Origin of the sequence: Phascolarctobacterium faecium DSM 14760 (assembly GCF_003269275.1) — a bacterium.
In the GTDB taxonomy this organism is placed as follows: domain Bacteria; phylum Bacillota; class Negativicutes; order Acidaminococcales; family Acidaminococcaceae; genus Phascolarctobacterium; species Phascolarctobacterium faecium.
Genome location: NZ_QLTS01000002.1, coordinates 235,000 through 258,974, shown reverse-complemented (window position 1 = coordinate 258,974; position 23,975 = coordinate 235,000). Strand labels below are relative to the sequence as shown.

General features: G+C 46.4%; 20 protein-coding genes and 1 riboswitch. Of the genes, 10 read left to right on the top strand and 10 right to left on the bottom strand.

All coding sequences use genetic code 11. From position 1 onward, the window contains the following. Positions 1-5: 5 nt before the first annotated feature. The 4 genes from C8D73_RS05060 to C8D73_RS05045 form a co-directional block, all read right to left on the bottom strand. A complete protein-coding gene (locus C8D73_RS05060; protein ID WP_170123170.1) occupies positions 6-2,165 on the bottom strand; it encodes a TonB-dependent receptor in 2,160 nt (719 codons plus the stop codon). 94 nt (positions 2,166-2,259) lie between these two features. Continuing rightward, positions 2,260-4,176: a TonB-dependent siderophore receptor gene (locus C8D73_RS05055; RefSeq protein WP_113077507.1), complete on the bottom strand. Its 1,917-nt coding sequence runs from the start codon at positions 4,174-4,176 to the stop codon at positions 2,260-2,262. Continuing rightward, positions 4,173-4,418, bottom strand: coding sequence for a hypothetical protein (locus C8D73_RS05050; protein WP_113077506.1), 246 nt, complete (start codon positions 4,416-4,418; stop codon positions 4,173-4,175). The genes C8D73_RS05055 and C8D73_RS05050 overlap by 4 nt, the downstream gene beginning before the upstream one ends. Positions 4,419-4,587: 169 nt before the next feature. Beyond that, a riboswitch (cobalamin riboswitch) is annotated at positions 4,588-4,758 on the bottom strand. A 248-nt stretch (positions 4,759-5,006) separates the two neighbouring features. Beyond that, positions 5,007-5,657, bottom strand: a complete 651-nt coding sequence (locus C8D73_RS05045) for an HAD hydrolase-like protein (protein ID WP_113077505.1) — start codon at positions 5,655-5,657, stop codon at positions 5,007-5,009. Between the two features lie 379 nt (positions 5,658-6,036). On the opposite strand from C8D73_RS05045, the gene C8D73_RS05040 reads away from it, so the two are divergent. After that, positions 6,037-7,233, top strand: a complete 1,197-nt coding sequence (locus C8D73_RS05040; protein WP_113077504.1) for an alanyl-tRNA editing protein — start codon at positions 6,037-6,039, stop codon at positions 7,231-7,233. Between the two features lie 144 nt (positions 7,234-7,377). Beyond that, complete coding sequence (locus C8D73_RS05035) at positions 7,378-9,507, top strand: diguanylate cyclase (protein WP_021719077.1); 2,130 nt, start codon at positions 7,378-7,380, stop codon at positions 9,505-9,507. A gap of 53 nt (positions 9,508-9,560) precedes the next feature. Here C8D73_RS05035 and C8D73_RS05030 read toward each other — a convergent pair whose 3' ends face one another. Together C8D73_RS05030 and C8D73_RS05025 are read right to left on the bottom strand one after the other, a co-directional pair. After that, positions 9,561-10,595: a threonine aldolase family protein gene (locus tag C8D73_RS05030; RefSeq protein WP_113077502.1), complete on the bottom strand. Its 1,035-nt coding sequence runs from the start codon at positions 10,593-10,595 to the stop codon at positions 9,561-9,563. A 15-nt stretch (positions 10,596-10,610) separates the two neighbouring features. Continuing rightward, positions 10,611-11,267, bottom strand: a complete 657-nt coding sequence (locus C8D73_RS05025; protein ID WP_021719075.1) for a DedA family protein — start codon at positions 11,265-11,267, stop codon at positions 10,611-10,613. Positions 11,268-11,526: 259 nt separating this feature from the next. Here C8D73_RS05025 and C8D73_RS05020 point away from each other — a divergent pair, with 259 nt between their 5' ends. Beyond that, the gene (locus C8D73_RS05020) at positions 11,527-12,387 is read left to right on the top strand and encodes a methionyl aminopeptidase (RefSeq protein WP_046430300.1); all 861 of its coding nucleotides are present in this window, start codon (positions 11,527-11,529) and stop codon (positions 12,385-12,387) included. 56 nt (positions 12,388-12,443) lie between these two features. Here the strand turns inward: C8D73_RS05020 and C8D73_RS05015 are convergent, their stop codons facing one another. Next, complete coding sequence (locus C8D73_RS05015) at positions 12,444-15,269, bottom strand: ATP-binding protein (RefSeq protein ID WP_113077501.1); 2,826 nt, start codon at positions 15,267-15,269, stop codon at positions 12,444-12,446. A 296-nt stretch (positions 15,270-15,565) separates the two neighbouring features. Here C8D73_RS05015 and C8D73_RS05010 point away from each other — a divergent pair, with 296 nt between their 5' ends. From C8D73_RS05010 to C8D73_RS04995, 4 genes are read left to right on the top strand one after another with little or no spacing between them, the layout of a single operon-like run. Further along, a complete protein-coding gene (locus C8D73_RS05010; RefSeq protein WP_113077500.1) occupies positions 15,566-16,195 on the top strand; it encodes a peptidoglycan recognition protein family protein in 630 nt (209 codons plus the stop codon). A gap of 5 nt (positions 16,196-16,200) precedes the next feature. Next, positions 16,201-16,422 (top strand): DUF1659 domain-containing protein, encoded by a 222-nt coding sequence (locus tag C8D73_RS05005; RefSeq protein WP_113077499.1) that lies wholly within the window; start codon positions 16,201-16,203, stop codon positions 16,420-16,422. A 50-nt stretch (positions 16,423-16,472) separates the two neighbouring features. Continuing rightward, positions 16,473-16,685, top strand: a complete 213-nt coding sequence (locus tag C8D73_RS05000; RefSeq protein ID WP_021719070.1) for a DUF2922 domain-containing protein — start codon at positions 16,473-16,475, stop codon at positions 16,683-16,685. A gap of 1 nt (position 16,686) precedes the next feature. Further along, positions 16,687-16,842, top strand: a complete 156-nt coding sequence (locus C8D73_RS04995; RefSeq protein WP_197714962.1) for a YvrJ family protein — start codon at positions 16,687-16,689, stop codon at positions 16,840-16,842. Positions 16,843-16,887: 45 nt separating this feature from the next. On the opposite strand, the gene C8D73_RS04990 is transcribed toward C8D73_RS04995, so the two are convergent. The 3 genes from C8D73_RS04990 to C8D73_RS04980 form a co-directional block, all read right to left on the bottom strand. Further along, positions 16,888-17,259: a DUF805 domain-containing protein gene (locus C8D73_RS04990; RefSeq protein WP_113077498.1), complete on the bottom strand. Its 372-nt coding sequence runs from the start codon at positions 17,257-17,259 to the stop codon at positions 16,888-16,890. A gap of 93 nt (positions 17,260-17,352) precedes the next feature. Continuing rightward, the gene (locus C8D73_RS04985; RefSeq protein ID WP_113077497.1) at positions 17,353-18,144 is read right to left on the bottom strand and encodes a tRNA lysidine(34) synthetase; all 792 of its coding nucleotides are present in this window, start codon (positions 18,142-18,144) and stop codon (positions 17,353-17,355) included. A 197-nt stretch (positions 18,145-18,341) separates the two neighbouring features. After that, on the bottom strand, positions 18,342-18,554 hold the full coding sequence (locus tag C8D73_RS04980) for a cold-shock protein (protein WP_021719065.1): 213 nt from the start codon (positions 18,552-18,554) through the stop codon (positions 18,342-18,344). Positions 18,555-18,990: 436 nt separating this feature from the next. On the opposite strand from C8D73_RS04980, the gene C8D73_RS04975 reads away from it, so the two are divergent. From C8D73_RS04975 to mutT, 3 genes are all read left to right on the top strand, one after another. Beyond that, positions 18,991-21,480, top strand: a complete 2,490-nt coding sequence (locus C8D73_RS04975; RefSeq protein ID WP_113077496.1) for a helix-turn-helix transcriptional regulator — start codon at positions 18,991-18,993, stop codon at positions 21,478-21,480. A 147-nt stretch (positions 21,481-21,627) separates the two neighbouring features. Next, positions 21,628-23,583, top strand: a complete 1,956-nt coding sequence (locus tag C8D73_RS04970; protein ID WP_113077495.1) for a DUF2075 domain-containing protein — start codon at positions 21,628-21,630, stop codon at positions 23,581-23,583. Beyond that, positions 23,580-23,966, top strand: a complete 387-nt coding sequence (gene mutT / locus C8D73_RS04965; RefSeq protein ID WP_113077494.1) for an 8-oxo-dGTP diphosphatase MutT — start codon at positions 23,580-23,582, stop codon at positions 23,964-23,966. Before C8D73_RS04970 ends, mutT begins: the two co-directional genes overlap by 4 nt. The last annotated feature ends 9 nt before the right edge of the window (positions 23,967-23,975 follow it).

Here is a 23,975-nt window from a genome sequence, read left to right as displayed (position 1 = left end):
GAAAATTAAATGTCGAAGGTTGCGGACAGCATCAGGGTACGCGGGCTGGATAAGATCAGATTATTACCATAGGCAGTCCAGTAGTTTTTATCAGTAAGGTTGTAGCACATTGCAGTCAAGGTAACAGGAGTTTTGTTGAAAGCAGTTTTATAATTGACACCCAAGTCGTAAGTCATATAAGAAGGGGTCTGCAGCTGTTCATTATAAATATCGGCTTTACCGGTGTACATTGCCCGTCCGACAATACTGAATTTTTCATCCGGATTATATTCCAGTACGGCCACAGCATTCCATTTGGCCGCACCATTGACAGTTTTACCGTCGTTAGTGCCGTTTTGGGTTTTGTTTTGAGTGGCATCCAAATACATCAGACCGCCCATGAAATTCCACTTATCGGCGAGTTTACCATTCACAGACAATTCTATCCCCTGGTATTCCTGTTCGCCGTCCTGCTGCAAATACGTGCTGCCTTTGTAGACTTCGATGTTGTTGGCTTGCTTGATGTTAAAAATACCTAAGCTGGTAAGGAAGCCGGCATTGGCATATTTAAAGCCGATTTCATTTTGTTTGGTTTTGGCAGGATTTAAGACTTCACCGGCATTAGCATATTTGCTGGCAACAATAGTGCCCTTATCAAAATTTTCAGAATGACTGGCATACAAAGAAGTATGCTCATCGGGCTGATAAACAAAACCATAAGTGGGGCATAAAGCATCGCTGCCAACGGTTTGAGTTACTCGTCCGGTAATTTTATTATAGCTGTCGACCGAAGCATTATGCTTGTGCACACCAAGTAAAAGCTGGGCTTTTTTATATTTTACAGTGTCAGCTAAAGAGATACCCCAATACTGATCTTTACTGCTCAAACCGGTTTCTATTGAGGGATACCAGACATTGTTGCCTTGCAGGCCGCTGTAAATATTGCCGCTGACACTGCCCATACTGCCATTGTTATACATGTTTTTGGCGCCTTCGATACTGTGCCAGGCTTTGTCCAGGGCTAAGGTTACATCGTGATTTACTGCGCCGGTTTTAATATTGCCGTTGATACCGAGCTGGGCATAATAATTTTTGGTAACAGTTTGTGTGGACATTAAATTATTACTGACATCGCCTTTGTCATTGATGATAACGAAATTACTGCTGGCGCCGATGATGTTTCTTTGCAGTTTGTTGCTGTTCATGCCGGCGTTCAGAAACCATTTCCAGTCGGCATTCATTTTTTGTTCATGATTTAAAGCAATGATGTATCCTTCTGATTCTTTGGCCAATCCATCAAAACCGTAATTTTTGCTTGCTTCAGGAGCGCTTGGCACTTTGGTGATCTCTTTGCCGATCGCTGCTGCTTTTAATGAGAACCAGCGTGCGCCGCCTTCGATATTTAAATGCCGGTAGCCAACAAGTAAATTGGTGTTGCTTTTTTTATCACGGTGGTCGATGTTGGCAAAAATACCCTGGGCTTCCATATCATTGCTGTTGATTGCCGTATTGCCATTCAGTAATTCTGTGTTGATACGTACGCCCCATTCTTTGTCTTTGCCGAAACGACGGCTGACATCCAGGTATTCACCAAAAGACCCTTTGCCTGAAAAAGTTTGGCGGTAACGTGTAAGCGGTGCCTCTGTTGCTTTTTTGGAAACAAAATTAACTATACCGCCGGCTGCCGTGGTTTCATAAGTGCTGGGAATACCGGTAATGCCGCTGTTAGGGCCGGAAATAAATTGAATGTCGCCGATCATAAAGGTAGGGGCGGCAAATTGAGTCATTAGACCGGGGATACCGTTTAGGTAGGAACTGGTACCGTTGCCTTTGATGCCGCGAATAGAGAAATCGTTGTGCAAAGTCGTGCCTTGAATCCGCACAGCCGGGTTATTTGCTAAAATACTTTGTAAAGGCTGATTGGGGCCGCCGAAAGTCTCAATGGTTTTTTGCGTGATGTTCATATTGCTGAAAGGCACGTCCAGGACGCTTTTTTCGCCTAAAATACCAATGCTGCCTTTGGTTTTTACATAGCCGCCGGGCAGGGCGTCTTTATCGGCTTCGACAACGACTTCGTCTAGGTCGTGTGTCATGGTTTCCTCAGCACTGGCCGTCAGAACAAAACCAGTGCTGGCAATGGCGCAGAAAACAGCCGCTGTTAAAAATTTCTTGTGCTTATTTATCATTGGTAAACACCTCATAATTTTATTAATAAATTTTCCAGGTATGCACGCTGATGGTATACCTGGACTTAATTCCTAAAAGCAGTGTGGCTGTCTGCTAAATATCGAACTGCGCTGACAGCATCATTGTACGCGGCGCGCCGAGAGCTACGGAGGTACCGCGGGAGATCCAGTAATCTTTGCCTAAAACGTTATAACACATAGCAGTCAAAGTAACAGGTGTGGAATTGATTTTGGTTTTATGTTTATAACCTAAATCAAAGGTCATATAATCGGGGGCCATAACACCATTATCGTTAACGTGGGACTTGCCGACGTAGTTCATACGGAAAATAGCGGAATTATTCTGGTCCGCTTCATATTCCGTTGCCAAAACGGCGTTCCATTTAGGAGTACCGGTAGCATAACGGCCTTCGAGATGCTCACTGCCTTTAGCAAGCTTTTCACGTTTACCGTCAAGGTACATCAGGCCTCCCATAACATTCCATTTAGGAGCAACTTTACCGGTCAGAGAGTATTCGACGCCTTTGAATTTATTTTCGCCGTTTTGCGTGTAGATTTCTCCTATTTTACCGCCGGGATTATCTTCTTTGATATAGCTGCCCTGATTTAATTCGAAGAAGGCCAAACTGTGTAAAATTTCGCCGCCGCGGTATTTGATGCCGACCTCAGTTTGTTTGTTTTTGATAGGTTTAAAAATTTCACCGGCATTATCGTAAGACTTACTTACCTCTACCGGTTTGGTATAGGATTGGGCGTAGCTGGCATATACTGATAAATTTTCGACAGGCTTATAAGCGATAGCAAAGGTAGGATTAAGGGAATCTTTGCTGACTTTGGCGCCGGAAGCACTTTCAGTTTCGGTATCGCGGTATTGCAGTGCTGCATATAACGAAGCTTTGCCAAATTCAAAACGGTCGGCCAGGGTTGCTGCATAAGCATATTCTTTGCTGTAGCCAACAGAATCGATGTCAGCAGCAGCGATTGGAGTGCCGATAATATGAACGCCATTCCACAGATCACCGCCGATAGTGGCCTGCCCTGCAGCACTGCCGGAATTGACGGCTTTACTTTTATACATGAAATAATCAACGGCAAAAGACAAGTCATTTTTTACATTACCGATGGCGGCCTTGTTAGAAACGCCGACCTGCCAGTAACTGCTTTTACTGTCGGAGACATAGTCGCGGAATTTACCGGAGAGCTTGCCGTTGTCACCGAGAGTCAGTGAACCACTGTTGGGATCGTTTTTATGCTCGGAATAATGCCCGTAGCCACCGTTGATGAAGCCGCTCCATTTATCGCTGAATTTTTGGATATGGTTTAAGGTAAACAGCATGCCGTGATTATATTTGGTCTGACCGTCAAAACTGAGGTCTGTTTTACCGTTCGGGGCTTCTGCCAGATTGCCTTTGGTAACACCGCTGGCGCTGAGCCAGCGCTGGCCTCCATTTACCTTCCAGTCATAATAACCGCCGAAAATATTAGTCATACTTTTAGCGTCCTGATGATCTAAGTTGATATAAATGCTTTTATCACGTACATCGGCACCTTTTATGGAAAGGCCGCCGTCTTCATTATGGGCGTTGACTCTGATGCCCCATTCATTGTTTTTACCAAAGCGGCGTCCTAGATCAAGGTCTTCGGTCCAGGTACTGCGTCCGGAAAAACGCTGTGTATAGCGGGTGACAGGGTCTGCAGCAGCGCGTTTAGTTGTACCGTTCAGCAGTCCTGCCGGCGCATCGGTGCCATTAGTGCCGTTGTTGGAAAAGGTAGCGCCGTTAAGCACGGTGTTAGGGCCGGAGACTATATCGACGCTGCTGAGGATATATGCCGGGATGCTGCGGGTCTGGTTGAACATATTGGGAATACCGTTGATGTAGTAATGAGAAGCATTCATATTGACGCCACGCATACTGAAATCTGTATACATGGGAGAAGTACTGCCGATACGAATAGAAGGGGTATTAGCCAAAGTACCGTTTAAAGGCTGATTGGGGTCATAAAAGGTCATAATAGTTTTTTCAGTATATTTTTTTGTGTAAAAGGAACATCGATTGCTTTGATATTGCCCAAAATGCCAACTCTGTCGTTGTTGGCTACAAATCCCCCCGGCAGAGTGTTTCTGTCGGCTTCGACGATGACTTCGTCCAAATCATGCGTCATGGTTTCTTCGGCGCCAGCGGGTACTACAAAACCAACGCTGGCAACAGCGCATAAGACGGCCGTTGCCCAGATTTTTTTCTTCCCATCCATCTTTTAAACACCTCGTCAAATAATTTTTATATCTTTAGTTTTTCTGACCGAGCTGACCGGGTTTCGCGTGTCAGAAAAATAAAAGCAAAATAAAAAACGCTTTTCTGCGCATAAAGACAGAAAAGCGTAAAAAGCTCTTGCAACGCTCCATCCTGTCTTTCGCAGGATCGTAATGGGCTATAATCAGGCAGTTCTTCTGGCTCTGCTTCATCGCGTACCTCGTCTTCCCAGTTTCCCAGTGACGTTTTGAGGTTTGCTCGGCATTACAGCGGCGGGACCGCATCGGCATTGCACCGATTTCTCTGTTAGGCAATAATGCACCTGATTATCATAAAGTATTCAATTTTGAAATCAGATAGAATTATAACATTTAACTTTTTATATTACAAGTAATAATTTGTGCTAAAATTAATTTGTTAAAAAACATAGCTGTTCTCAATAAGTTGATGATATATAATAGTCTGAAAAATCAATTTTATCTATGCAGTGTGAAGCGTTATATGTCAATGGTTCTGCGAAAAGTTCAAGGCGCAGAGGAAAATAAAAAAGCAGCCACATCATGATCGATGTAACTGCTTTAAAAATAAATCATAATAAAAAGTCTGCAAAATCCTGTGGAGCAGAAACGATTTGTCTGACACCGGCGGCACTCAGTTCGCCCGGGGAACTGTAACCGTAGCCTGCGCCGATGATGGCGATTTTATTTTGCTGTGCGCCGATAGCGTCGTGCTCGCGGTCGCCCAGCATAACGGCGGCGTTCTTATCAGCAGCGGTAAGGTGCAGCCGCTGCAGCACTTCGCTGATCACGTCGGCTTTGGTTGGCAGCTCGCCGTTGAACCCGGGGCCTGCTATTGTTGAGAAGTGAGCGGCGAGGCCAAAGTGTTCCAGGATTTTTTCTGCGTAAAGCTGCGGCTTGCTGGTGGCTACGGCAAGGGTCTTGCCTGCCTGCCGCAGGTTTTGCAGTAATTCGGGAATACCGTCGTAGACGGAGTTTTCGTACATACCTACGCGTGCGAAGCGCTCGCGGTAATATTCAAGGGCCGTATTTGCTTCTGCGGCAGTCATGCCGCAGACTTTCTGGAAGGATTCTGTCAGCGGCGGGCCGATAAATGGCAGCAGCTCGCGGTCGGGGCAGGTGCCTTTGCCGCATTTTTCCAGGGCATACTGCACGCAGCGGATGATGCCGGGTGCTGAGTCGGTAAGGGTGCCGTCAAGGTCGAAAAGGATATATTTATACATTGCCTGCTCCTTTGAGTGTATTATGATAGTTTGATTTTGTGTTCACATTATACCGCAAGGGCATGTATGATTGCTAAATTCGAAAAAACCTCATTAAGCAATCAAACGATACCGCAAGGGCATATGTTCTCACTAGGCTCGAAAATATATTTGCCGACTTCGTCGGAAAAGGAAACCCACGACGCTCATTATACAATCGCGTCTTTTGGCTAAGTTCGCAATTTCGTTTATTCATTTCGTGACTAAACGGTGCTCACTTAACTGTTCACATTATAACATAAATTAAATGATGAAGAAAACTGCGGCTGATATTGCTTAACCGTTGCCGGTGGCAGTGTTATAATAAAAATATAAATTTTATTGACGAGGGGTTTTTAAGATGACAGAAAAATTATATGAACAGGATTCGATGCTGAAAAGTTGCCTGGCAACGGTGCTGAGCTGTGCAGAAGATAAACGCGGGTATGCCGTGGTTCTGGACAGGACGGTATTTTTTCCGGAGGGCGGCGGTCAGCTGAGTGACCGCGGAACGCTGGGCGGAGTGAAGATGACTTATGCTGCGCAGCGCGGCAGCGAAGTAGTGCATTATTGTGAGCGGCCTTTGCCGGTTGGGGCGCAGGTCGAAGCGGTGCTGGACTGGCAGGCCCGGCTGGACCATATGCAGCAGCATGCCGGCGAGCATATTCTTTCGCATGCGGTCTGGAAGCTGTTCGGAGCTAATAATATTGGTTTTCATATGGGCGAACGTTTGGTGACTATTGACCTGGATAAAGAATTGACAGCGGCTGAGCTGGAGCAGGCCGAGGATTATGCCAACAGCCAGATCTGGGAGGATAAGCCGATCATTGTCAGTTATTTGCCGCATACGGAGCTGTCAGCGCTAGTGATGCGTAAGAAAAATGAAAAGCTGACAGGCACGCTGAGGATCGTGACGGTGGCAGACGGGGATATTTGTACCTGCTGCGGTACGCATCCGTTACGTACAGGTATGATCGGTCTGATCCGGATCAATCGTTTTGATAAACATAAGGATGGGATTAGAGTAGAGTTTTTATGCGGGCGCTGGGCACTGGAAGACGCACGCCGCAAAAATGAATACGTCTGGCAGGCCGGGCGCCTGCTTTCCATGAAGCCGGAGGGCGTGCCGCAGGGACTGAGGAAGCTGCAGGAAGAAGTAACGGAACTGAATGAACGGTTAAAAGCACAGACCGCTAAATTATATGAATTTTTAGCGCCGCAGCTTTTAGCGCAGGCTGCTGTCGATGAGGGCGGCATTAAATATGTCGCGACGGCACAGGAGGATTGCAGCGCCGCCGATGCCAGACTGCTGCTGAATAAACTGCTGGCAGACGGGCGTACTGTAGCTGCGGTCGTGTACAGATCCGGGGAGCGGATCAATTTCGTTTTGGGAAGCGGGGAACAGACGCAGGCTGATTGCCGCAGTCTTTGCAGAAAGGCAGGCGAGCTGTTTGGCGGCAGGGGCGGCGGGTCGCAGCATTTTGCTCAGGGCGGCGGAGCGTACAGCGATGACTGGCGGCAGAAGGTACTGCAGCTGCAGCAATTATTGAAGGAATAGTGATCTTTTATTTATAAAAAGAAGTTTTTATTGTGTAAAATACAAAAAAATAATATAATAGAACATATAGAATTGTGATGATTATGAATTTTACAGTTGCTTGCAATCTGTGATATAAGTAACCGCAAAAGGAGGCAGACAGGCTTGGAGAGGCAGAAAGATAAAATCCTGATAGTCGATGACGTTGAGCTTAACCGGGCGATCCTGTGTGAGCTTTTTGCCGGTGACTATGAAATACTGGAAGCAGATAACGGTAAAACGGCTGTAGATCTGATGGAGCAGTATCACGAGGAAATAGCGATCGTGCTGATGGATATCGTGATGCCGATCATGGACGGGTTGGAAGCTCTGGAAATTATGAACGGCAAAGGCCTGACTGAGAAAACGCCTATTTTTCTGATTACGGCCGAATCGTCCAACGATGCTATTTCCAAAGGCTTTCGTCTGGGTGTGGTTGATGTCGTTTTAAAACCGTTCAACCCAGATAATATTTGCCAGCGCGTTAATAATATCATCGAATTGTACCGTTATCGTTATAAACTGGAAAAGCTGGTCCAGGAACAGATGACGAAAATCGAAAAGCAGAATGAACAGCTGCGTAATTTCAACGTGGCTATGATCGATACCCTGAGTACGATCGTTGAATTCCGCGACTGCGAATCAGGACAGCATGTCCAGCGTATCCGTCAGCTGACCAAGATCATGCTGAAGGAGCTGGGACGGCAGAATGCCGAATATAAAATGAGCGATAAGACCATCGAGGATATTTCGATGGCGGCGGCACTGCATGACATAGGCAAGATCGCAATCCCGGACTATATCCTGAATAAACCCGGTCGGCTGACGGCAGAAGAATTTGCAATTATGAAGGAGCATACGCTGTACGGCTGTGAGATTCTGGAAAGTATCGACAGTCTGAAGCAGAATAAAGAGCAGTACCGCTATCATTACAATATTTGCCGCTGGCACCATGAGAAATGGGACGGCAGCGGTTATCCTGACGGACTGATCGGCAAAGAGATACCTATTTATGCGCAGATCGTGTCGCTGGCCGACTGTTATGACGCTTTGACCAGTGTCCGCTGTTATAAAGGTGCTTTTACCCATGAAGAATCGGTGCAAATGATTGAAAAAGGCGAATGCGGCGCATTCAGCCCCGATCTTCTGCAGTGTTTTCTGAAAATCGCTCCGGGACTGCCGGAAATTTTACAGTCAGACGACGGGCTGCCGGCGGTAGTGTATCACTATCAGCATCCCAATACCGAGAAATTCAGCGGTAAAAAATGCTATAGCTGTGATATGGATAAAAACAGCCGCGTTGCGCGTTTGCTGGAAATAGAACGCGAAAAACAGAAGGCGCTGTTCGCCATGAGCGGCGATATAATTTTTGACTATGATCTTGAAAAAGACCTGATCATTTTCTCGGATGAATATAAAAATATTTTTGGCGGTGAATGTGTTGTCACAAACGCAAAAGAGGCCATTTACAGCAGTATGCCTATTTTACAGGAGGATCTGCAGCAGCTGGCGGAGCTGACCAAGGCATTGACAGAAGAGAACAGCGGTTATGTTAAAGATGTCCGGCTGATCAATAAGTTCGGCGAAGAAAAATGGTACAGGATCCATATAAATTCGATCTGGGATAAAGAAAATTATGGCGTCATGCTCAGTATCGTGGGCAGGATGGTCAGTATCGATAAAATGAAACGTGAGATCGGACTTTGGAAAAGGCAGGCTGAGAGTGATGCTTTGACCAAGCTTGGCAACAGGGCTTATGGCGAGCGCCTGCTGCAGCAGATGCTCTGCGAACCGCAGAAGGAAAAGGCTGCGGTCATGTTCCTGGATGTTGATAATTTTAAGATGGTCAACGACAGGCATGGACATTTGTTCGGTGACGAGGTTCTCTGCCGGATCGCCAATGAGATCAGCAAGCAGTTCCGGATCGACGACATCGTCTGCCGCATCGGCGGCGATGAGTTTCTGATCATTATGCGTAACATTAAGGATAGCCGTCTGCCGCTGATGAAAGCGGATGAGCTGAGAGCAGGCATCGAAAAACTGGGACTTGAAGCTGATGTCCGGGTGCCGCTGTCGATATCCGTAGGCGTATCGTTTTATCCCGTAGATGGCACAGATGATGCAGTGCTTTTATATAAAGCAGATAAGGCTTTGTATGAGGCGAAAAAGCGTGGCAAAAATAATTGTGTCATTTACAGTAAAGAGCTGGAAAATGAACCGTTCATGTCGCAGATAACCGCTGCGGAAAGCGAATAAAAAATGACCCGTACGATAAAATCCGTACGGGTCATTTTGTTTATAAGCTTGTCTTAAAGTGCTTTGATCATGTTGCAGAGTCTGTCGACCTGAGGTGGGTCTGTGGCCCAGCTGGTGCAGATACGGGCGGCGATCCTGCCGTCGTCCATGTATTCCCAGGGTGCAAGGGCAAACTGTTTACTCAGTTCGTCGTACATTGCCTGCGGGAAAATGATGAACTGCTGGTTTGTTGTGGAATCGGTCACAAAGCCCAGGCCGCGTTCCTGGACAGCTGCTTTGATCTGCAGAGCCAGTTCAACGCCATGACGGCAGATCTTATAATAAAGTCCGTCTGTAAAAAGAGTTTCAAATTGCAGGCCCAGCAGGCGTCCTTTGGCCAGTACAGCGCCGCCCTGCTTCATGATCGTGCGGAAATCGTCTTTTAGAGCCGGATTGATGATAACTGCCGCTTCGCCGAAAAGCGCGCCGCATTTGGTGCCGCCGATGCAGAAGACATCGCAGTTGTTTGTGATATCCGCCAGTGTCAGGTCATTGTCAGGAGCTGTCAGGCCGTAGCCCAGACGGGCCCCGTCGATAAAAAGATAAAGTCCGTAATGCCGGCAGACGGCATACAGCGCTTCCAGCTCTTCTTTGTGGTACAGGGAACCGATCTCTGTCGGCTGTGAGATATAGACCATTTTGGGCTGGACCAGATGTTCGCGGCTGGGGTCGCCTAAATACAGCTCGTGCTGCTGTCTGATCATGGCAGCTGTGATTTTGCCGTCAGATGTCGGCAGGTCGATTACCTTATGGCCGGTTCGTTCGATCGCGCCGGCTTCGTGCGTGTTGATATGGCTCTGTACAGTACCGTAAACGCCGTGGAAGGGGCGCAGTGCTGCGCAGATGATCGTCAGGTTGGTTTGCGTGCCGCCTGTCATAAAATGTACGTCGATATCGCTGCGGCCGCATTCTTTTTTGATCAGCAGGGCTGCTGTTTCACAGTATGGGTCGATCCCGTAACCGCCGGTCTGTTCAAAATTAGTTGCTGCCAGTGCTTCCAGTATTTCAGGAGTGCAGCCTTCTGTGTAGTCGCTGGTAAAATAATACATAACGCGCCACTTCCTTTACTTGTTTTTCCGTTTGGCCAGCCAGCCTTTAAGGTGTGTTTCGTAAAAAATCGGCAGCAGGGAGAAAATAATGATGCCCAGCGTAACATGGGAAAAATTGTTTTTGACCCAGGGCATATTGCCGAACAGATAACCGCCGCCGACGAATAAAAAGACCCAGGTCACAGCACCGGTCACATTATAGATAGCAAAAGTACGGTAATGCATACTGCCGATGCCGGCTACGAAAGGCGCCAGCGTACGGACGATAGGGGCAAAGCGGGCCAGGAAGATCGCTTTATGGCCATGTTTGGCATAAAAGGCTTCAGCCTTCTGGATATGCTGTGGTTTGATGAGTTTCGGATAATTCCGCAGGATCCGGTGCCCGAATTCTTCGCCGATCATGTAATTGCAGGCGTCACCTAAAATTGCGGAAACCAGAAAGATGATCACGAGCGTCGTCAGGTCAAGGCCGCCTGCTGTAGCTGCCAGGGCGCCGCAGGCAAAAAGCAGTGAATCGCCGGGCAGAAAGGGAGTCACAACAAGTCCGGTCTCGCAGAAAACGATCGTAAAGAGGATCGCGTAGATCCAGTGACCGTATTGCTCCATGACGAGAGGCAGGTAGCGGTCAAAGTGCAGGATGTAATCGAAAAAATTAGAATAAAGTGCTTCCATTGTCAGAGGTTACTTCCTTTCGCAAAAAACTAAGTTTATTTTATCATAAAATACCTGAATTTGATATGAGAAAATTAGATGGATATGGTATAATGACAATATCGTAAAGCGACGGGAATTTAAGCTGCAGGTGCGGCAATGATCTCGCCTGATGCTGACCTGCAGTCACAAACAGCCTGCTCTTACAGTTTACAGCAGGCAGGAAGCAGGGCACGTCTGTGATAATGGTTATAGTTCTTTATGGAAGAGGAGTGAAGTTATGACAACTGATTTATGCTGGTGCGGCAGCGGCAAAGCTTATGCCGACTGTCACAGCGAAATAGACGCTAAAATCGAATTGTACCGCAAGGCCGGTCACGAAGTGCCTGACCGGGAGATGATCAAAACGCCGGAACAGATCGCAGGTATTCGAGAGGCCTGTAAGATCAATACGGCAGTTTTGGACGAAGTAGAAAAAAATATCAAAACAGGCATGACAACGGAAGAGATCAATACTATCGTACACGAATATACCGTTAGTCATGGTGCAATCCCGGCACCGCTCAATTTCTGCGGATTTCCTAAAAGTGTCTGTACCTCGATCAACGATCAGGTTTGCCACGGAATACCGTCGGCACAGGACGTTTTGAAAAGCGGCGATATCGTTAATGTCGATGTTTCAACTATTTATAACGGCTACTATGCCGATGCTTCCAGAATGTTTATGATCGGCAAAGTCGATAAAAAGAAACAGGATCTGGTAGCGATCACTAAAGAGTGCCTGCGCCGCGGGCTTGAGGCAGCACAGCCGTGGAGCTTTGTCGGCGATATCGGCGCAGCCGTGTCCGGTTTTGCTCATAAGCATGGTTATTCTGTCGTCACTGAATTCGGCGGTCATGGTGTGGGTATCGATTTCCATGAGGAACCTTTCATCTGCCATGTGGGCAAACGCAAGACAGGAATGCTGCTGGTACCGGGCATGATCTTTACGATCGAGCCGATGATCAATACCGGGAAGCGCGAGGTTTATGTTGATGCCGGCAATGACTGGACTGTTTATACTCAGGACGGCGGCATGAGTGCTCAGTGGGAATATACGGTGCTGATTACGGAAACCGGCAACGAAGTGCTGACTTATTGAGGTAGTGCTGTTTAAAAATAAAAACGCTCAGGGCTTAGGCTCTGAGCGTTTTCTTTTTAGTTAAGTGTTTTAAGGACGCGGGTGATCGCAGCAAATAACTCTTCAGGAACGATGGGTTTACTGACATGGTCGTTCATGCTGCTGGCGTAAGCGCGTCTGATATCTTCTGTAAAAGCATCTGCCGAAAGCGAGATGATCGGGATCGTCTGTGCCTGCGGGTGCGTACTGCTGCGGATCGCCTGCGTCGTCTGATAACCGTCCAGGACCGGCATCTGAATATCCATCAGGATCAGAGCATAGGTGCCGGGGGCGCTGTTTGTAAACAGTTCCAGTGCTTCTTTGCCGTTGACGGCGCAGTCGCTGCTGATGCCGCGGCTTTTTAAAAGCTCCAGACACAGCTCCTGATTGAGAGGATTATCTTCAGCCAGCAGCAGATGCAGACCATGCAGGTTTTGTTCAGCCGTTGTGCTGTCTTTTTCAGCAAGTTCTTCGGCGTAAGGCAGTGTCAGCTGTACGGTGAACGTACTGCCTTTCCCTTTGGCACTGTTGACGCTGATGCTGCCGCCCATCAATTCAACTAAATATTTGACGATAGAAAGTCCAAGGCCGCTGCCGCCGTATTTTCTGGCGGTGCTGCCGTCTTCCTGCTCAAAGGGCTGGAAGACCTGAGCGAGCATTTGTTCCGACATACCGCAGCCGGTATCTGTAACGACCATTGTCAGGACAGTCTGATCAGCGCTGTCGGCCTGATGCTGAGTGATGTCAAGCGTGATCTGTCCGCCTGCGGCAGTGAATTTGACGGCGTTTGACAGCAGATTGCTTAAAATCTGCTGCAGACGCAGGCTGTCGCCGAGCAGGATATCGTGTTTGAAGGCTTCGCTGTTCAGGTTGAAACTGATATTTTTTTCGCGGCATTGGATGCTGTAAAGGCCCTGGAGTTCACGCAGTACTTGAGAAAGTTTAAAGGGAGAATTGTCCAGCTTGAGTTTTTGGTTTTCGATCGCGGACATATCGAGAACATCGTTGACGATACCTAAAAGCAGCTCGGACGAATAGCTGATTTTCTGCAGATATTCATTGCGGCGGCTTTGTTTTTCCGGCTGCAGGGCCAGTCTGGTAAAGCCCAGGATGGCGTTGAGCGGCGTACGGATTTCGTGGCTCATTCGCGACAGAAAGCTGCTTTTAGCTTCACTGGCGGCCAGCGCCTGTTTGGCAGCAGTTTCCAGCTCCAGATTTTTAGCTTCCAGCAGTTCCAGATATTTTTGCCGCTGCAAAGTGAAATAAAGCCAGGCGGTAAAAAGAATGATCAGCACGGCCAGCAAAGCAGCGATCAGATAGTTGTATTTATAGGCCAGATCAGACAGTAAAGGCTGGTAAGGCGATTGTACGGTCTCGTACATCACTATGTTATCCAGCGTTTTTGGATTCAGCGTGTCGATACATTTGTTGAAAATAGTCAGCAGCTGGTTGCCGTCGGCATTATTAGCTGCTGCCAGACAGAGATTATCGGGGAAATTAAATAAAGATAAAATCTTTAAATCGGTAAAGCGGGGATTTTGCAGATGATAGCTGATGATATGGCTGTTCTGCAGAGCAATGTCGGCCTCTCCGTCCGCTACTGCCATCAGGCAGTCTCTGGTATTGGCTTTATTGATAATGGAAAAATGGGGATAGGTATTTAAAATGAGATTTTTATAGGCAATATAATTAAATGGCAAAGCTACCTTCTGGGGTTTGGTGATGTCGATAAAATTATTTTTATTGGCGACAGCCATAACGCGCCCCTGAAAGAAGGGCTTGGAAAGCCGGATAGAAATGTTGTTTCGGTAAGGCTCGTAATCCGTGATCCCGGCGATCAGGTCAAAACCTTCTTTCTGCAGGCTCTGGTCCAGGCGGGCACCGGCCGGCAGCAGCTTTAAAATGACCTGGGCACCGGATAAGCGTCCCAGCTCTTTGGCTATTCCGGGCAGGATACCTGCCGGCAGATTAGTTTCGGAACTGAATGCTGAAAGCGGTTCGTCGTTAGGGAGAAAACCGATGGTGATCGGCCCGCGGTGCGCCAGGAAGTCTCGTTCTTTTTTGGTAAGCAGCGGCTGCGTCAGCAGGGAGCTTTGTTCGTAATAGGTGGCATAAGTTGTATTTTCAAATTCAGGCGTATTGGCGTGAATGTTCATTAAAGCATCGTTTAGACGCTGCAGGACGGCTTTATTGCCTTTTGTCGTAATAAAATAGATCGGGTCGGCCTGAAAGCGGGCCACTAACCGCAGATCTTTATATAAAGGCATGCTGCCGGTAACTACGGCATCGATCTGTTTATTTTGCAGCGCTTCGACCATAGCTTTGCTGGAATCAAAAAGTACAGGCTGATAGGTAAATGTATTTTTACGGGCAACATCGCTTAAAATTTCTGTCTGGAAGTTACCCTTGAGAACGCCGATCCGCAGACCGTTGAAGCTCTGGTAATCGTTATAGTAAACTTCGTTATCGTCATTGCGCACGTACATGACCATGTATTCGACGCCGCTGGGCAGCGAGGCAAATTCGTAGCTGGCGGCACGCTCAGGCGTGTACTGGGCCATGCCTAAAAGATCAAGCTCGCCTTTGGCTAAACGCTCCAGACATTCCTGCCAGGTGGCATAAACATATTCATAACGCCAGCCGGTATAGTGCGAGATTTCGTTGAGATATGCAACGCCGTATCCGTCGACGGTTCCGGCTGCGGTTTTTTCGATAAAACCGGGGCTGTCGGTGTAGCCGACCCTGATGGGATGAGGGCGCATGCCAGTGGCAGCGGCGCTGAAAGGGTAAAGCAGCAAGAACAGGCAGCAGCAGAAAACGAGCAGATTTTTGTTCTTTTGGAAAATTGAGCGCAGGTGATCCATTAAGAAACCAGCTTTCCCAGGTTATGGTTTGTTGATACCTGTTGTTTTAAAGAGTAAAACATTATATATATTTATTATATAATATTAATTTTAATAAAACAAATACCAACAAAGTCAAATGATAAAAGCGGTATAAATAAGGTGTTGTATAAAAGGATAAAACCCAAATCAAAGGAGGTTTTTAAGAGCGCCAGAAAAGAAGGAGAGAGAAAAACAAGAAAAAGAGAGAGCAAGAAAAGAATCGTCACACCTTTAGTCAGCGACGGCACTTGAAAGCGGAACTGAGGCCGGGTTCTTTGGCACGGTTCCGTTTTTTTGCAGCGGCTGCGACTACAGGGCTGAAAGGTCGTGAAAAAATGATCGTTGTCAATCCGCAAACTGTTACAAACCGTGAGCTGGCTGCTTTGGCCATGCAGGCTAAGGGCAGGATCAGCAGGCTTTATCTGCACTGGACGGCAGGTCACTACGAAGATGTTTATGATGATTATCACCTGAACATCGGCCCCGGCGGTGAGATGTATCTGACTTGCAAAACATTTACAGAAGTGAAGGAGCATACCTGGCACCGTAATACGGGCAGTATCGGCATCGCGCTGTGCTGCGCTTCCGAGGCGCAGGCCTGCAGCGGCTGGGATACTGATTTTGGCGGCGAGCCGCCGACAGTAGTGCAGATAGAAACACTGGCTAAAGCCGTTGCGGTATTGACGGCCTGTTTGGAGTTGGAGATCAATGTCCTGACAGTGACGACTCATTGCGAAGCGGCCTTGTTTGACGGTTACGGACCGCACAGCGGCGATCCGCAGCTGCGCTGGGATCTGTGGTATCTGCCTGACCTGCCGCTGGACAGCGTTCTGAAACCGGGCGGGTATGTTATCCGTGGTAAAGCCTTGTGGTATCTCAGCGAAATTTTAAGACAAAGGAGGTGAAAGAAATGGCGATCACTAAAACTGTTACCAAACAGACCCTGACGCTGAATGTCGAAGACGGCGTTAACAGTCAGGGGGCTGCAAAAACTAAAGGTCATAATTATGCCGGCGTACGTCCGGAAGCAGAACCTGCTGCTATCATGCAGGCTGCTGCTGCTCTTGGCACTCTTATCAGTCATGAACTGATGGGCGTTGTTGTGACTGAAAAAGCCGAGCTTGCTCAATAAAAGCGGGCACAGGTACAGAACGTATATTTATTAGAAAGGAGCTGGAATGAATGGAAAAAGTTTTACAATTGGTATTTAAAAAAGCCGATGGCAGCAAAAAAGTCTTCAGCGTGACCGATCCCCGCGATGATGTTACTGCTGACGAAGCAAAAACAGCGATGGAGACAGTCATTGCTGCCGATATTTTTGCAGCGGACGGTATCGGTCTGACTGAAGCTGTTGAAGCCCGTGTGCGCACTACGGAAGTCAATGTTTTAGCATAAGATGGATATGGAAACGCTGCTGCCACAGGTCGCCAATTATGGTTTTCCAATGGTCCTGTCGTGGTATCTGCTGGTGCGCATGGAAGGCAGACTGGACAGACTGACGGACAGTATCAACAGCCTGGCCCGCACTATTGCGGCCGGAAAAACAGCATAAAAAAAGACGCAGCTCAGGCTGCGTCTTTTTATTTTATATCATTGTTTACCAAGCGTCGATACCACGCCCGTCAGCCAGCGGATCGGGTCCGTAGCTGTTAGGACCGATCGTGCCGCGAAAGAACATCAGGTAGACAGCAAAGAAAAAGCTGATCAGCGGAATGAAGGCCAGCAATACCATGAGCGAGCCGTGGTCAAGGTCATGCAGACGTCTGACGTAAAGCGACAGGCAGCTGAGCGCGGCGATAAAGGTCAAAGCAAAGGCCAGTATCTGGAACATCGTTCCGTCTGGCGCAAACAGACTGCCGATCAGATAGCCCAGACACCAGATGATGGCATTACGCAGTAAAAAGCGCAGGATATAGGGCTTACGGTTCAGGCGGCCGTCAAAACTGAAAAACATTTCCTGGAAATCCATAAAGATTCCTCCTTTTATATAACGTCAGATAAATACAAATATCACTGTTGCTGTCTTAATGATAACACAGACAGCAGCTTAAGTCGGATTATTTTAATTACTTTTCTGACGCCAAAAGTTATGGAATTTATCGGCCAGCTGTTTTTGACTCAGCTGTTCCGGCCACAGCTCCTGATTGGGAGCATTGCGCATAGCGGCGGCCAGATGGTCGTAGACTTCAGGGCTGAGCTTTTCCAGTTCGCGTATATGCTCTTTGATATCCTGGCGTTTGGTATGACCGTCGTAAGGGCAGGGATTACGCAGAGGCTGCAGGTCAAGCTGCCTGACCATGTCGATGATTTCTGCTTCGCGGTAATACAGCAGCGGCCTCAGTACGGTCAGACCTGTTCTGGACAGTGGTGTGATCGGTAAAAAGGTACGCAGCTGACCGGAGGTGAGCACGTTCATCAAAAAGGTCTCTACGGCATCATCGTGGTGGTGGGCCAGGGCCACTTTGTTAAAACCAAGCTCCAGTGCCATACGGTTGGTAGCGGCACGGCGGAAATAAGCACAGGTGAAGCAGGGCGTATTGCCTTTATTCTGCCAGGCAGAGTTGACATCGACCTTTTCGCTGTAATGTTTCAGACCATAGTATCCGCAGAAAGCTTCCAGATCTGCTTTGGGAAAAGCAGGTGAGAACATTGCGTCAACAGTATAACAGGCCAATTCAAACGGCACAGGGGCATACTTTTGGATCTCGGCCAGTGCGGCAGTCAGAAACATACTGTCCTTCCCGCCGGAAAGTCCGATCAGGATCCTGTCACCTGCCTGCAGCATATCAAATTCGATTACAGCCCGCCAGAGCTTGCTTAAAAGCTCAGCAGGAACGAAGGGTGTACGGCTCATGGAGATTCTCCTTCAGTGCTGGTATATGATGTTGTTATTATACCACAAGGGTATGTATGAGTGCTAAATTCGTAAAAACTTCATTAAGCATTCAAACGATACCACAATGGTATGTGCCCTCACCAGGTTCGATAAGGGTGTTTAGTAGTGCAAATAAAAAAAGCCTGCTCAAAAAGAGCAGGCTTTTATGGTTTAGATTAAGCTACGCGAACGTTAGCAGCGCGCATTCTGCGGCTGTTTTTCGGATCAGCTTCTGTATCAAATGTTACAGGTTGACCTTCTTCAAGAGTTTTGAAGCCGTCGCTTACGATAGCGGAAAAATGTACAAATACATCTTCGCTGCCGTCAGCAGGAGTAATGAAACCAAAGCCTTTATCAGAGTTAAACCATTTTACAGTACCGTTCATCATAACGAGTACCTCCTAAATTTTATTATATTCACAGACCACACGCAAAAAACTCACATATTTTTGTAACTCATTCAATAGCAAATGACTTACAAAAATATGTGAGCACAATTTGTATATTCGGAATACTTCTATATATTATCATGGCAGAAACAGGAAGTCAAGCTTTTGTTAAAATATATTTTTGAAAATTTACAGTGCTGTTTTCAGGCAGCGCTGATGTGTCTGAATGTCTGAAACATAAGGAAGCAGAAACTCTGCCCTGATTTTGTAAAAAAAGAAAAAATTAATGTAATTATTCAAAAAAGAGGATAAATTATTTAAAAATATGTTTTTGAATATTGAAAACCCTGTATTTAAATTGGCATTTACGGTACAATATAACTATAATAAATAATTGTGCTGACGAATAATCGTAATCTTTAAAGGGGTAGAAGCGATGCAGAAAAAATCCGAAGCTTTTCCTAAAAAAATATATTTGAAGCCGGCTTTGGAAGAACGTCTGGCTCAGATTTTGGCAGTGCCGCTGACAGTTGCGGCTGCCCCTTTCGGTTATGGTAAAACGACTGCTGTGAAAAAAGTGCTGCTTTCTCTTTCTGTAGATATGCTGTGGGATACCTGTTATACAGGAGCGGAAGCGGCTTTTTGGCGTTGCTTTGTCAAATCGCTGCAGACTGCTGGTGTAGATACTGCTTCGCTGACCTGGCAGGAACTGCCGCGTAATGCGGCGACCCGTCAGCGGGTTATCGAAGTGCTGCAGGCATCGAATTTGAAAAAAACGGTTGTTTTCGTCTGGAACAATTATCATCTGCTGGGCAGCGAGGACTGTGATAAGCTGCTGCTGGCGCTGGCGAAAGCTGATCTGCCCAACTGGCATTTTGTGCTGCTGACACAGCGGCCGCCGGATTTCACTTTGGATGAGCTGGTCCTGAAAGGTGAGTGTCTGTATCTGCAGCCGAAGGATTTTGCTTTTGAAGTGAGTGATATTATTGTTTATTATCGTAAAAACGGGATAGTTTTAGAACGTCGTGCCGCCGAAAATCTGCTGGCTGCTACAGAAGGCTGGGTCAGCGCCCTATATCTGTATCTGCGGCAGTACCACAACGGGCAGAGCCCTCAAACAGGCGAGGAATTGCTGCGGCTGGTACAGGCCGTGGCTTATAATTCCTGCAGCGAAGCGGAAAAAACACTTTTAACAGAGCTGTCTATTTTAAATGAGGATTTTAGTGGACGCCAGGCTGCTTATGTAACGGAAAATGATGCGGCGCCAGCTCTGCTGGAAAATCTGGCGCTCAGACATGGCTTTATCAGTTATGAGCTGCTGAGAGGACAATACCATATCCATAATGCATTCAAAGTCTATCTGCAGCGTCTGGGAGCAGAACTGCCGGATACAGAACGGCGTCGTTTGTGCCGGCGCAGTGGTCAGTGGTATGAGCTGCAGAACGATTTTCTGACAGCCTTTTGCTACTATCATACAGCCGGCGATTATGACAAGATGCTGACCGTTTTTGAAAAAGACCGCGGCTGCAGCTTTGAGAACAATTATAAAAATAAAATTATGGCTTATTTTGGCGAAGCGCCTGAAACGATCAGGCAAAAGCATATCAAAGCGGGATTGATTTATGCGCTGTGGCTGTTTTTGAGCGGGGAAAACGAACGGCTGCAGCAGGAAATCAGGAAGCTGCGGAAATATATTGGGCAGCTGGAGGACAGACAGGAACGGGAGCAGTGTCTGGGCGAGCTGGAGTTTTTGCTGGGTGAGACCCAGTATAATGATGTGGAAGCCATGGCGGCTTATTTTAAAAAGTCGCTGCAGCTGCTGCGGCAGCCGGTACGCTTTTTCTCGCCGCAGACTATCTGGGGCGGCGGTGCCAATTCTATTTTGTTTATGTTTTACCGTCAGGCCGGTACGCTGCAGAAAACCCTGGATGTTTTTCCGCAGGCTATGGCATATTATTACCGTCTGGTGCAGAATCACGGCGCCGGTTCTGAATATGTACTGGCATCGGAAGCGTATTTTCAGCGCGGTTATTGGGAAAAAGCGTTTATTTTGGCAACGGAAGCACTGAATGTTTCACGGCGCAACGAACAGGTCAGCGTAGAGCTGTGTGCTGAATTTATTGCTCTGCGTATCAGTATAGCTTTAGGTAATAAAAAACGTGTCCGTGAGATCAGCAGACGGCTGGATACTCTGCAGACGGCAGTGCAGGAGCATTTATACCGCAAAACTATCGAAGCCAGCCGCGCCTGGATCGATCTGCAGCTGGGGGATAAGGGCAAACTGCTCGTTAGCTGGCTGCAGAAGGGTGATTTTCAGAAATCGGGTCTGCTTTATTCAGCCTGGGGCTGTTTATATATCGTTTATGGACGCTATTTACTGCTGCAGAAGGACTATCTGCCGCTTTTGGGGCAGCTGCGTGAATTTGAAGCAGCGGCGCGGAGTTTTAATAATTTTTTACTGAGTATTTATGCTGCGGTCTACAGTGCTACGGCACAGGACGGTCTGCAGCATGAAAACGAAGCTTTGAGCGAATTGAACCGGGCACTGGTGCTGGCGGCTGCAGACGGGATCGTGATGCCTTTTGTGGAAAATTTTGACGTGCTGGAACCGCTGCTCAAAAAAGCAGCACAGCAAAACAGCGGTGAACCGGAGCTGCTGGCAAAGATATTGGAGCTGGGTGCAGTATATCAGGAAAATTTAAAAAATATCAAGCACAAAGCTTCGTATATCATGGGCGGCAAAACTTTGACTGCCAGGGAGGCCGAGATCGCAAACTTTGTTGTGCAGGGCAGGACTAATGCGGAAATTGCCGCGGAAATGTTTATTGCCGAGATAACAGTGAAAAAGGCTTTGCAGGGGATCTACCGCAAATTAGGCGTCGATACGCGTCTGGAGCTGGTAATGGCCCTGAATGCCGATAGCTGAGGATTTTATTTCGTGATGTAAGACGTTTATTTGACCATTAAGATCGGCAGTAAAAAAATACTCCGCTGCGGCGGAGTATTTTTTGTGAAAGCAGAACCTGTTTTGTGATAAAATGCTGTTATAACAATAAGGATCGGGGTAAAGGTTATGCAACGTGCTTATTATGAAAGTTCTTTACAAGATTTTTTACAACAAGATGAAAATTTGATATTAGGGATTCTAGCTCGTAATAATGAATACACACTAGAAGATTTACAACGTAATGCTTGGTTAGCAGAAATCAGAATTCTGAAAAGTCAATTAGCAGTTTTGAAAACAGGCCATATAATTTTTGAATATACAATACCAAGAATTGGTGAAAGAATAGATGTAGTATATTTAAAAGATGGATTGGTATTTTCATTAGAATTTAAGGTGGGAGAGAAAAATTATTCTCGATATGCTATTGATCAAGTGACAGATTATGTTTTAGATTTAAAAAATTTTCATAAAGCAAGTCACAATAGGATTCTCGTACCAATTTTAGTTTCTACCGAAGCAATGGAAAGAACTAATAACTTTCGGGAGCTAAGGTTGGGGATTCTTAATGTGTTATTTTGCAATAAAAGCAATATAGCAGCAGTAATTACAGCTGTTTTGCAACAGTACAACGACATAGAATTAAATTCTAATGAGTGGATAGAATCTGCATATATGCCAACACCAACTATTATAGAAGCGGCACAGGCGCTATATCGTAACCACAGCGTTGAGGATATTGCGCGAAATGATGCAAAGGCGGTTAACCTCCAGCAGACAGCTGAAGCCGTTAATGAAATTATTGAAGTGAGTAAGCAGAAACATACTAAAGCTATTTGTTTTATAACTGGAGTTCCAGGAGCCGGTAAAACTTTAGCTGGGCTTAATATTGCCAATGAACGTCATAATTTTGCTGAAGAAGAACATGCGGTATTTCTTTCAGGAAATAAACCATTAGTGGATGTTTTGCGTGAAGCTTTAATACGTGATGAAAGTTCTAGAAAAAATATTTCTAAGCAAGAGGCGACAAAAAAGGTGTTACCTTTTATTCAAATGATTCATCATTTTCGTGATGCTGAGATAATGACTCAAGATCCACCAAATGAAAAAGTTGTTATTTTTGACGAAGCGCAGCGAGCTTGGACTCAAGAAAAGTTAGCTGAGTTTATGAAGCGAAAAAAAGGTGTAGCTGACTTTACAATGTCTGAGCCAGAATTTTTAGTTGGTGTTATGGATAGACATGAGGATTGGGCTGTTATTGTTTGCCTTGTTGGTGGAGGGCAAGAAATTAATACTGGTGAAGCTGGTTTGTCTGCGTGGTTTGATGCATTATCAACAAAGTTTCCTGAATGGGAAGTTTATGTGTCTGATAAAATTACTGATAGCGAGTATGTGCAAAATAAACCATTGGTAGAGAGATTGGCAACACTAAATTATCATATTGTTACAGCTTTACATTTGGCAGTTCCACTACGCTCGTTTCGATCAGAGAATGTTGCAGGTTTTGTAAAAGCATTATTGGATATTGATGTTAAATGTGCTCAAATGCTTTATGCAGAAATAAGCGAAAAATATCCTATATTTTTAACAAGAAATTTGCAAAAAGCTAAAGAATGGGTGCGAAGTAGGTCAGAAGGCACAGAACGCTATGGTTTAATAGCTAGTTCAGGGGCTAAAAGATTACGTAGCTGTGGAATTTGGGTACAGAGTAAAATAGATGCTAAGCATTGGTTTTTAGATGATAAGTATGACGTTCGGTCGTCGTATGCCTTAGAAGAAGTAGCGACAGAATTTGATATTCAAGGGCTAGAAGTAGATTGGAGTATTGTTGCTTGGGATGCTGATTTGAGGTTTGTCAAAGACCATTTTGAATATTTTAAGTTCATTGGTGCTGGTTGGCAAAGAATAAATAAAATAGAGAATCAGCAATATTTAAAAAATACTTATCGTGTTCTACTAACACGTGCGCGTCAGGGTTTTATTATTTTTATTCCTGAGGGTGATGCGTATGATGAAACTAGGAAGAATGACTATTATGATGAAACATACAAATATTTACAAAAGATAGGATTGAATGAGTTATGATTTTGGTATCGGCGGCGATTATTCGCAATACAGCAGGAGAAATACTGATTTGCCAGCGCGGTGCAGGCGGCAGCTGCGCCTTTTTATGGGAGTTTCCGGGCGGTAAGCAGGAAGCGGGTGAAACAGCTGCAGACTGCTTAGTACGTGAATGCCGGGAAGAGCTGGGGATAGAGATAGATATTGTGGCTCTGCTTGAGCAAACCAGTTACACTTATCCGGATAATAAAATAGGGCTTTCCTTTTTTGCCGCCAAAATAACCGGCGGTGTGCCGCAAAAAAGCGTACATCAGAAAATTTTATGGGTGCGGCCGGCAGAACTGCTGCAGTATCAGTTTTGTCCTGCCGATACAGAAATAGTCAGCAGGCTGGCACAAGGAGAATAAAGTAAAAGC

Bases quoted from the DNA above. Each gene is read 5' to 3' on its own strand.
- C8D73_RS04990 (WP_113077498.1), bottom strand. From the start codon at position 17,259: ATGGATTTCCAGGAAATGTTTTTCAGTTTTGACGGCCGCCTGAACCGT.
- C8D73_RS05020 (WP_046430300.1), top strand. From the start codon at position 11,527: ATGACAACTGATTTATGCTGGTGCGGCAGCGGCAAAGCTTATGCCGAC.
- mutT (WP_113077494.1), top strand. From the start codon at position 23,580: ATGATTTTGGTATCGGCGGCGATTATTCGCAATACAGCAGGAGAAATA.
- C8D73_RS05040 (WP_113077504.1), top strand. From the start codon at position 6,037: ATGACAGAAAAATTATATGAACAGGATTCGATGCTGAAAAGTTGCCTG.
- C8D73_RS04970 (WP_113077495.1), top strand. From the start codon at position 21,628: ATGCAACGTGCTTATTATGAAAGTTCTTTACAAGATTTTTTACAACAA.
- C8D73_RS04975 (WP_113077496.1), top strand. From the start codon at position 18,991: ATGCAGAAAAAATCCGAAGCTTTTCCTAAAAAAATATATTTGAAGCCG.
- C8D73_RS04985 (WP_113077497.1), bottom strand. From the start codon at position 18,144: ATGAGCCGTACACCCTTCGTTCCTGCTGAGCTTTTAAGCAAGCTCTGG.
- C8D73_RS05055 (WP_113077507.1), bottom strand. From the start codon at position 4,176: ATGACCTTTTATGACCCCAATCAGCCTTTAAACGGTACTTTGGCTAAT.
- C8D73_RS05045 (WP_113077505.1), bottom strand. From the start codon at position 5,657: ATGTATAAATATATCCTTTTCGACCTTGACGGCACCCTTACCGACTCA.
- C8D73_RS04995 (WP_197714962.1), top strand. From the start codon at position 16,687: ATGGATATGGAAACGCTGCTGCCACAGGTCGCCAATTATGGTTTTCCA.
- C8D73_RS04980 (WP_021719065.1), bottom strand. From the start codon at position 18,554: ATGATGAACGGTACTGTAAAATGGTTTAACTCTGATAAAGGCTTTGGT.
- C8D73_RS05025 (WP_021719075.1), bottom strand. From the start codon at position 11,267: ATGGAAGCACTTTATTCTAATTTTTTCGATTACATCCTGCACTTTGAC.
- C8D73_RS05060 (WP_170123170.1), bottom strand. From the start codon at position 2,165: ATGATAAATAAGCACAAGAAATTTTTAACAGCGGCTGTTTTCTGCGCC.
- C8D73_RS05015 (WP_113077501.1), bottom strand. From the start codon at position 15,269: ATGGATCACCTGCGCTCAATTTTCCAAAAGAACAAAAATCTGCTCGTT.
- C8D73_RS05000 (WP_021719070.1), top strand. From the start codon at position 16,473: ATGGAAAAAGTTTTACAATTGGTATTTAAAAAAGCCGATGGCAGCAAA.
- C8D73_RS05005 (WP_113077499.1), top strand. From the start codon at position 16,201: ATGGCGATCACTAAAACTGTTACCAAACAGACCCTGACGCTGAATGTC.
- C8D73_RS05050 (WP_113077506.1), bottom strand. From the start codon at position 4,418: ATGGATGGGAAGAAAAAAATCTGGGCAACGGCCGTCTTATGCGCTGTT.
- C8D73_RS05030 (WP_113077502.1), bottom strand. From the start codon at position 10,595: ATGTATTATTTTACCAGCGACTACACAGAAGGCTGCACTCCTGAAATA.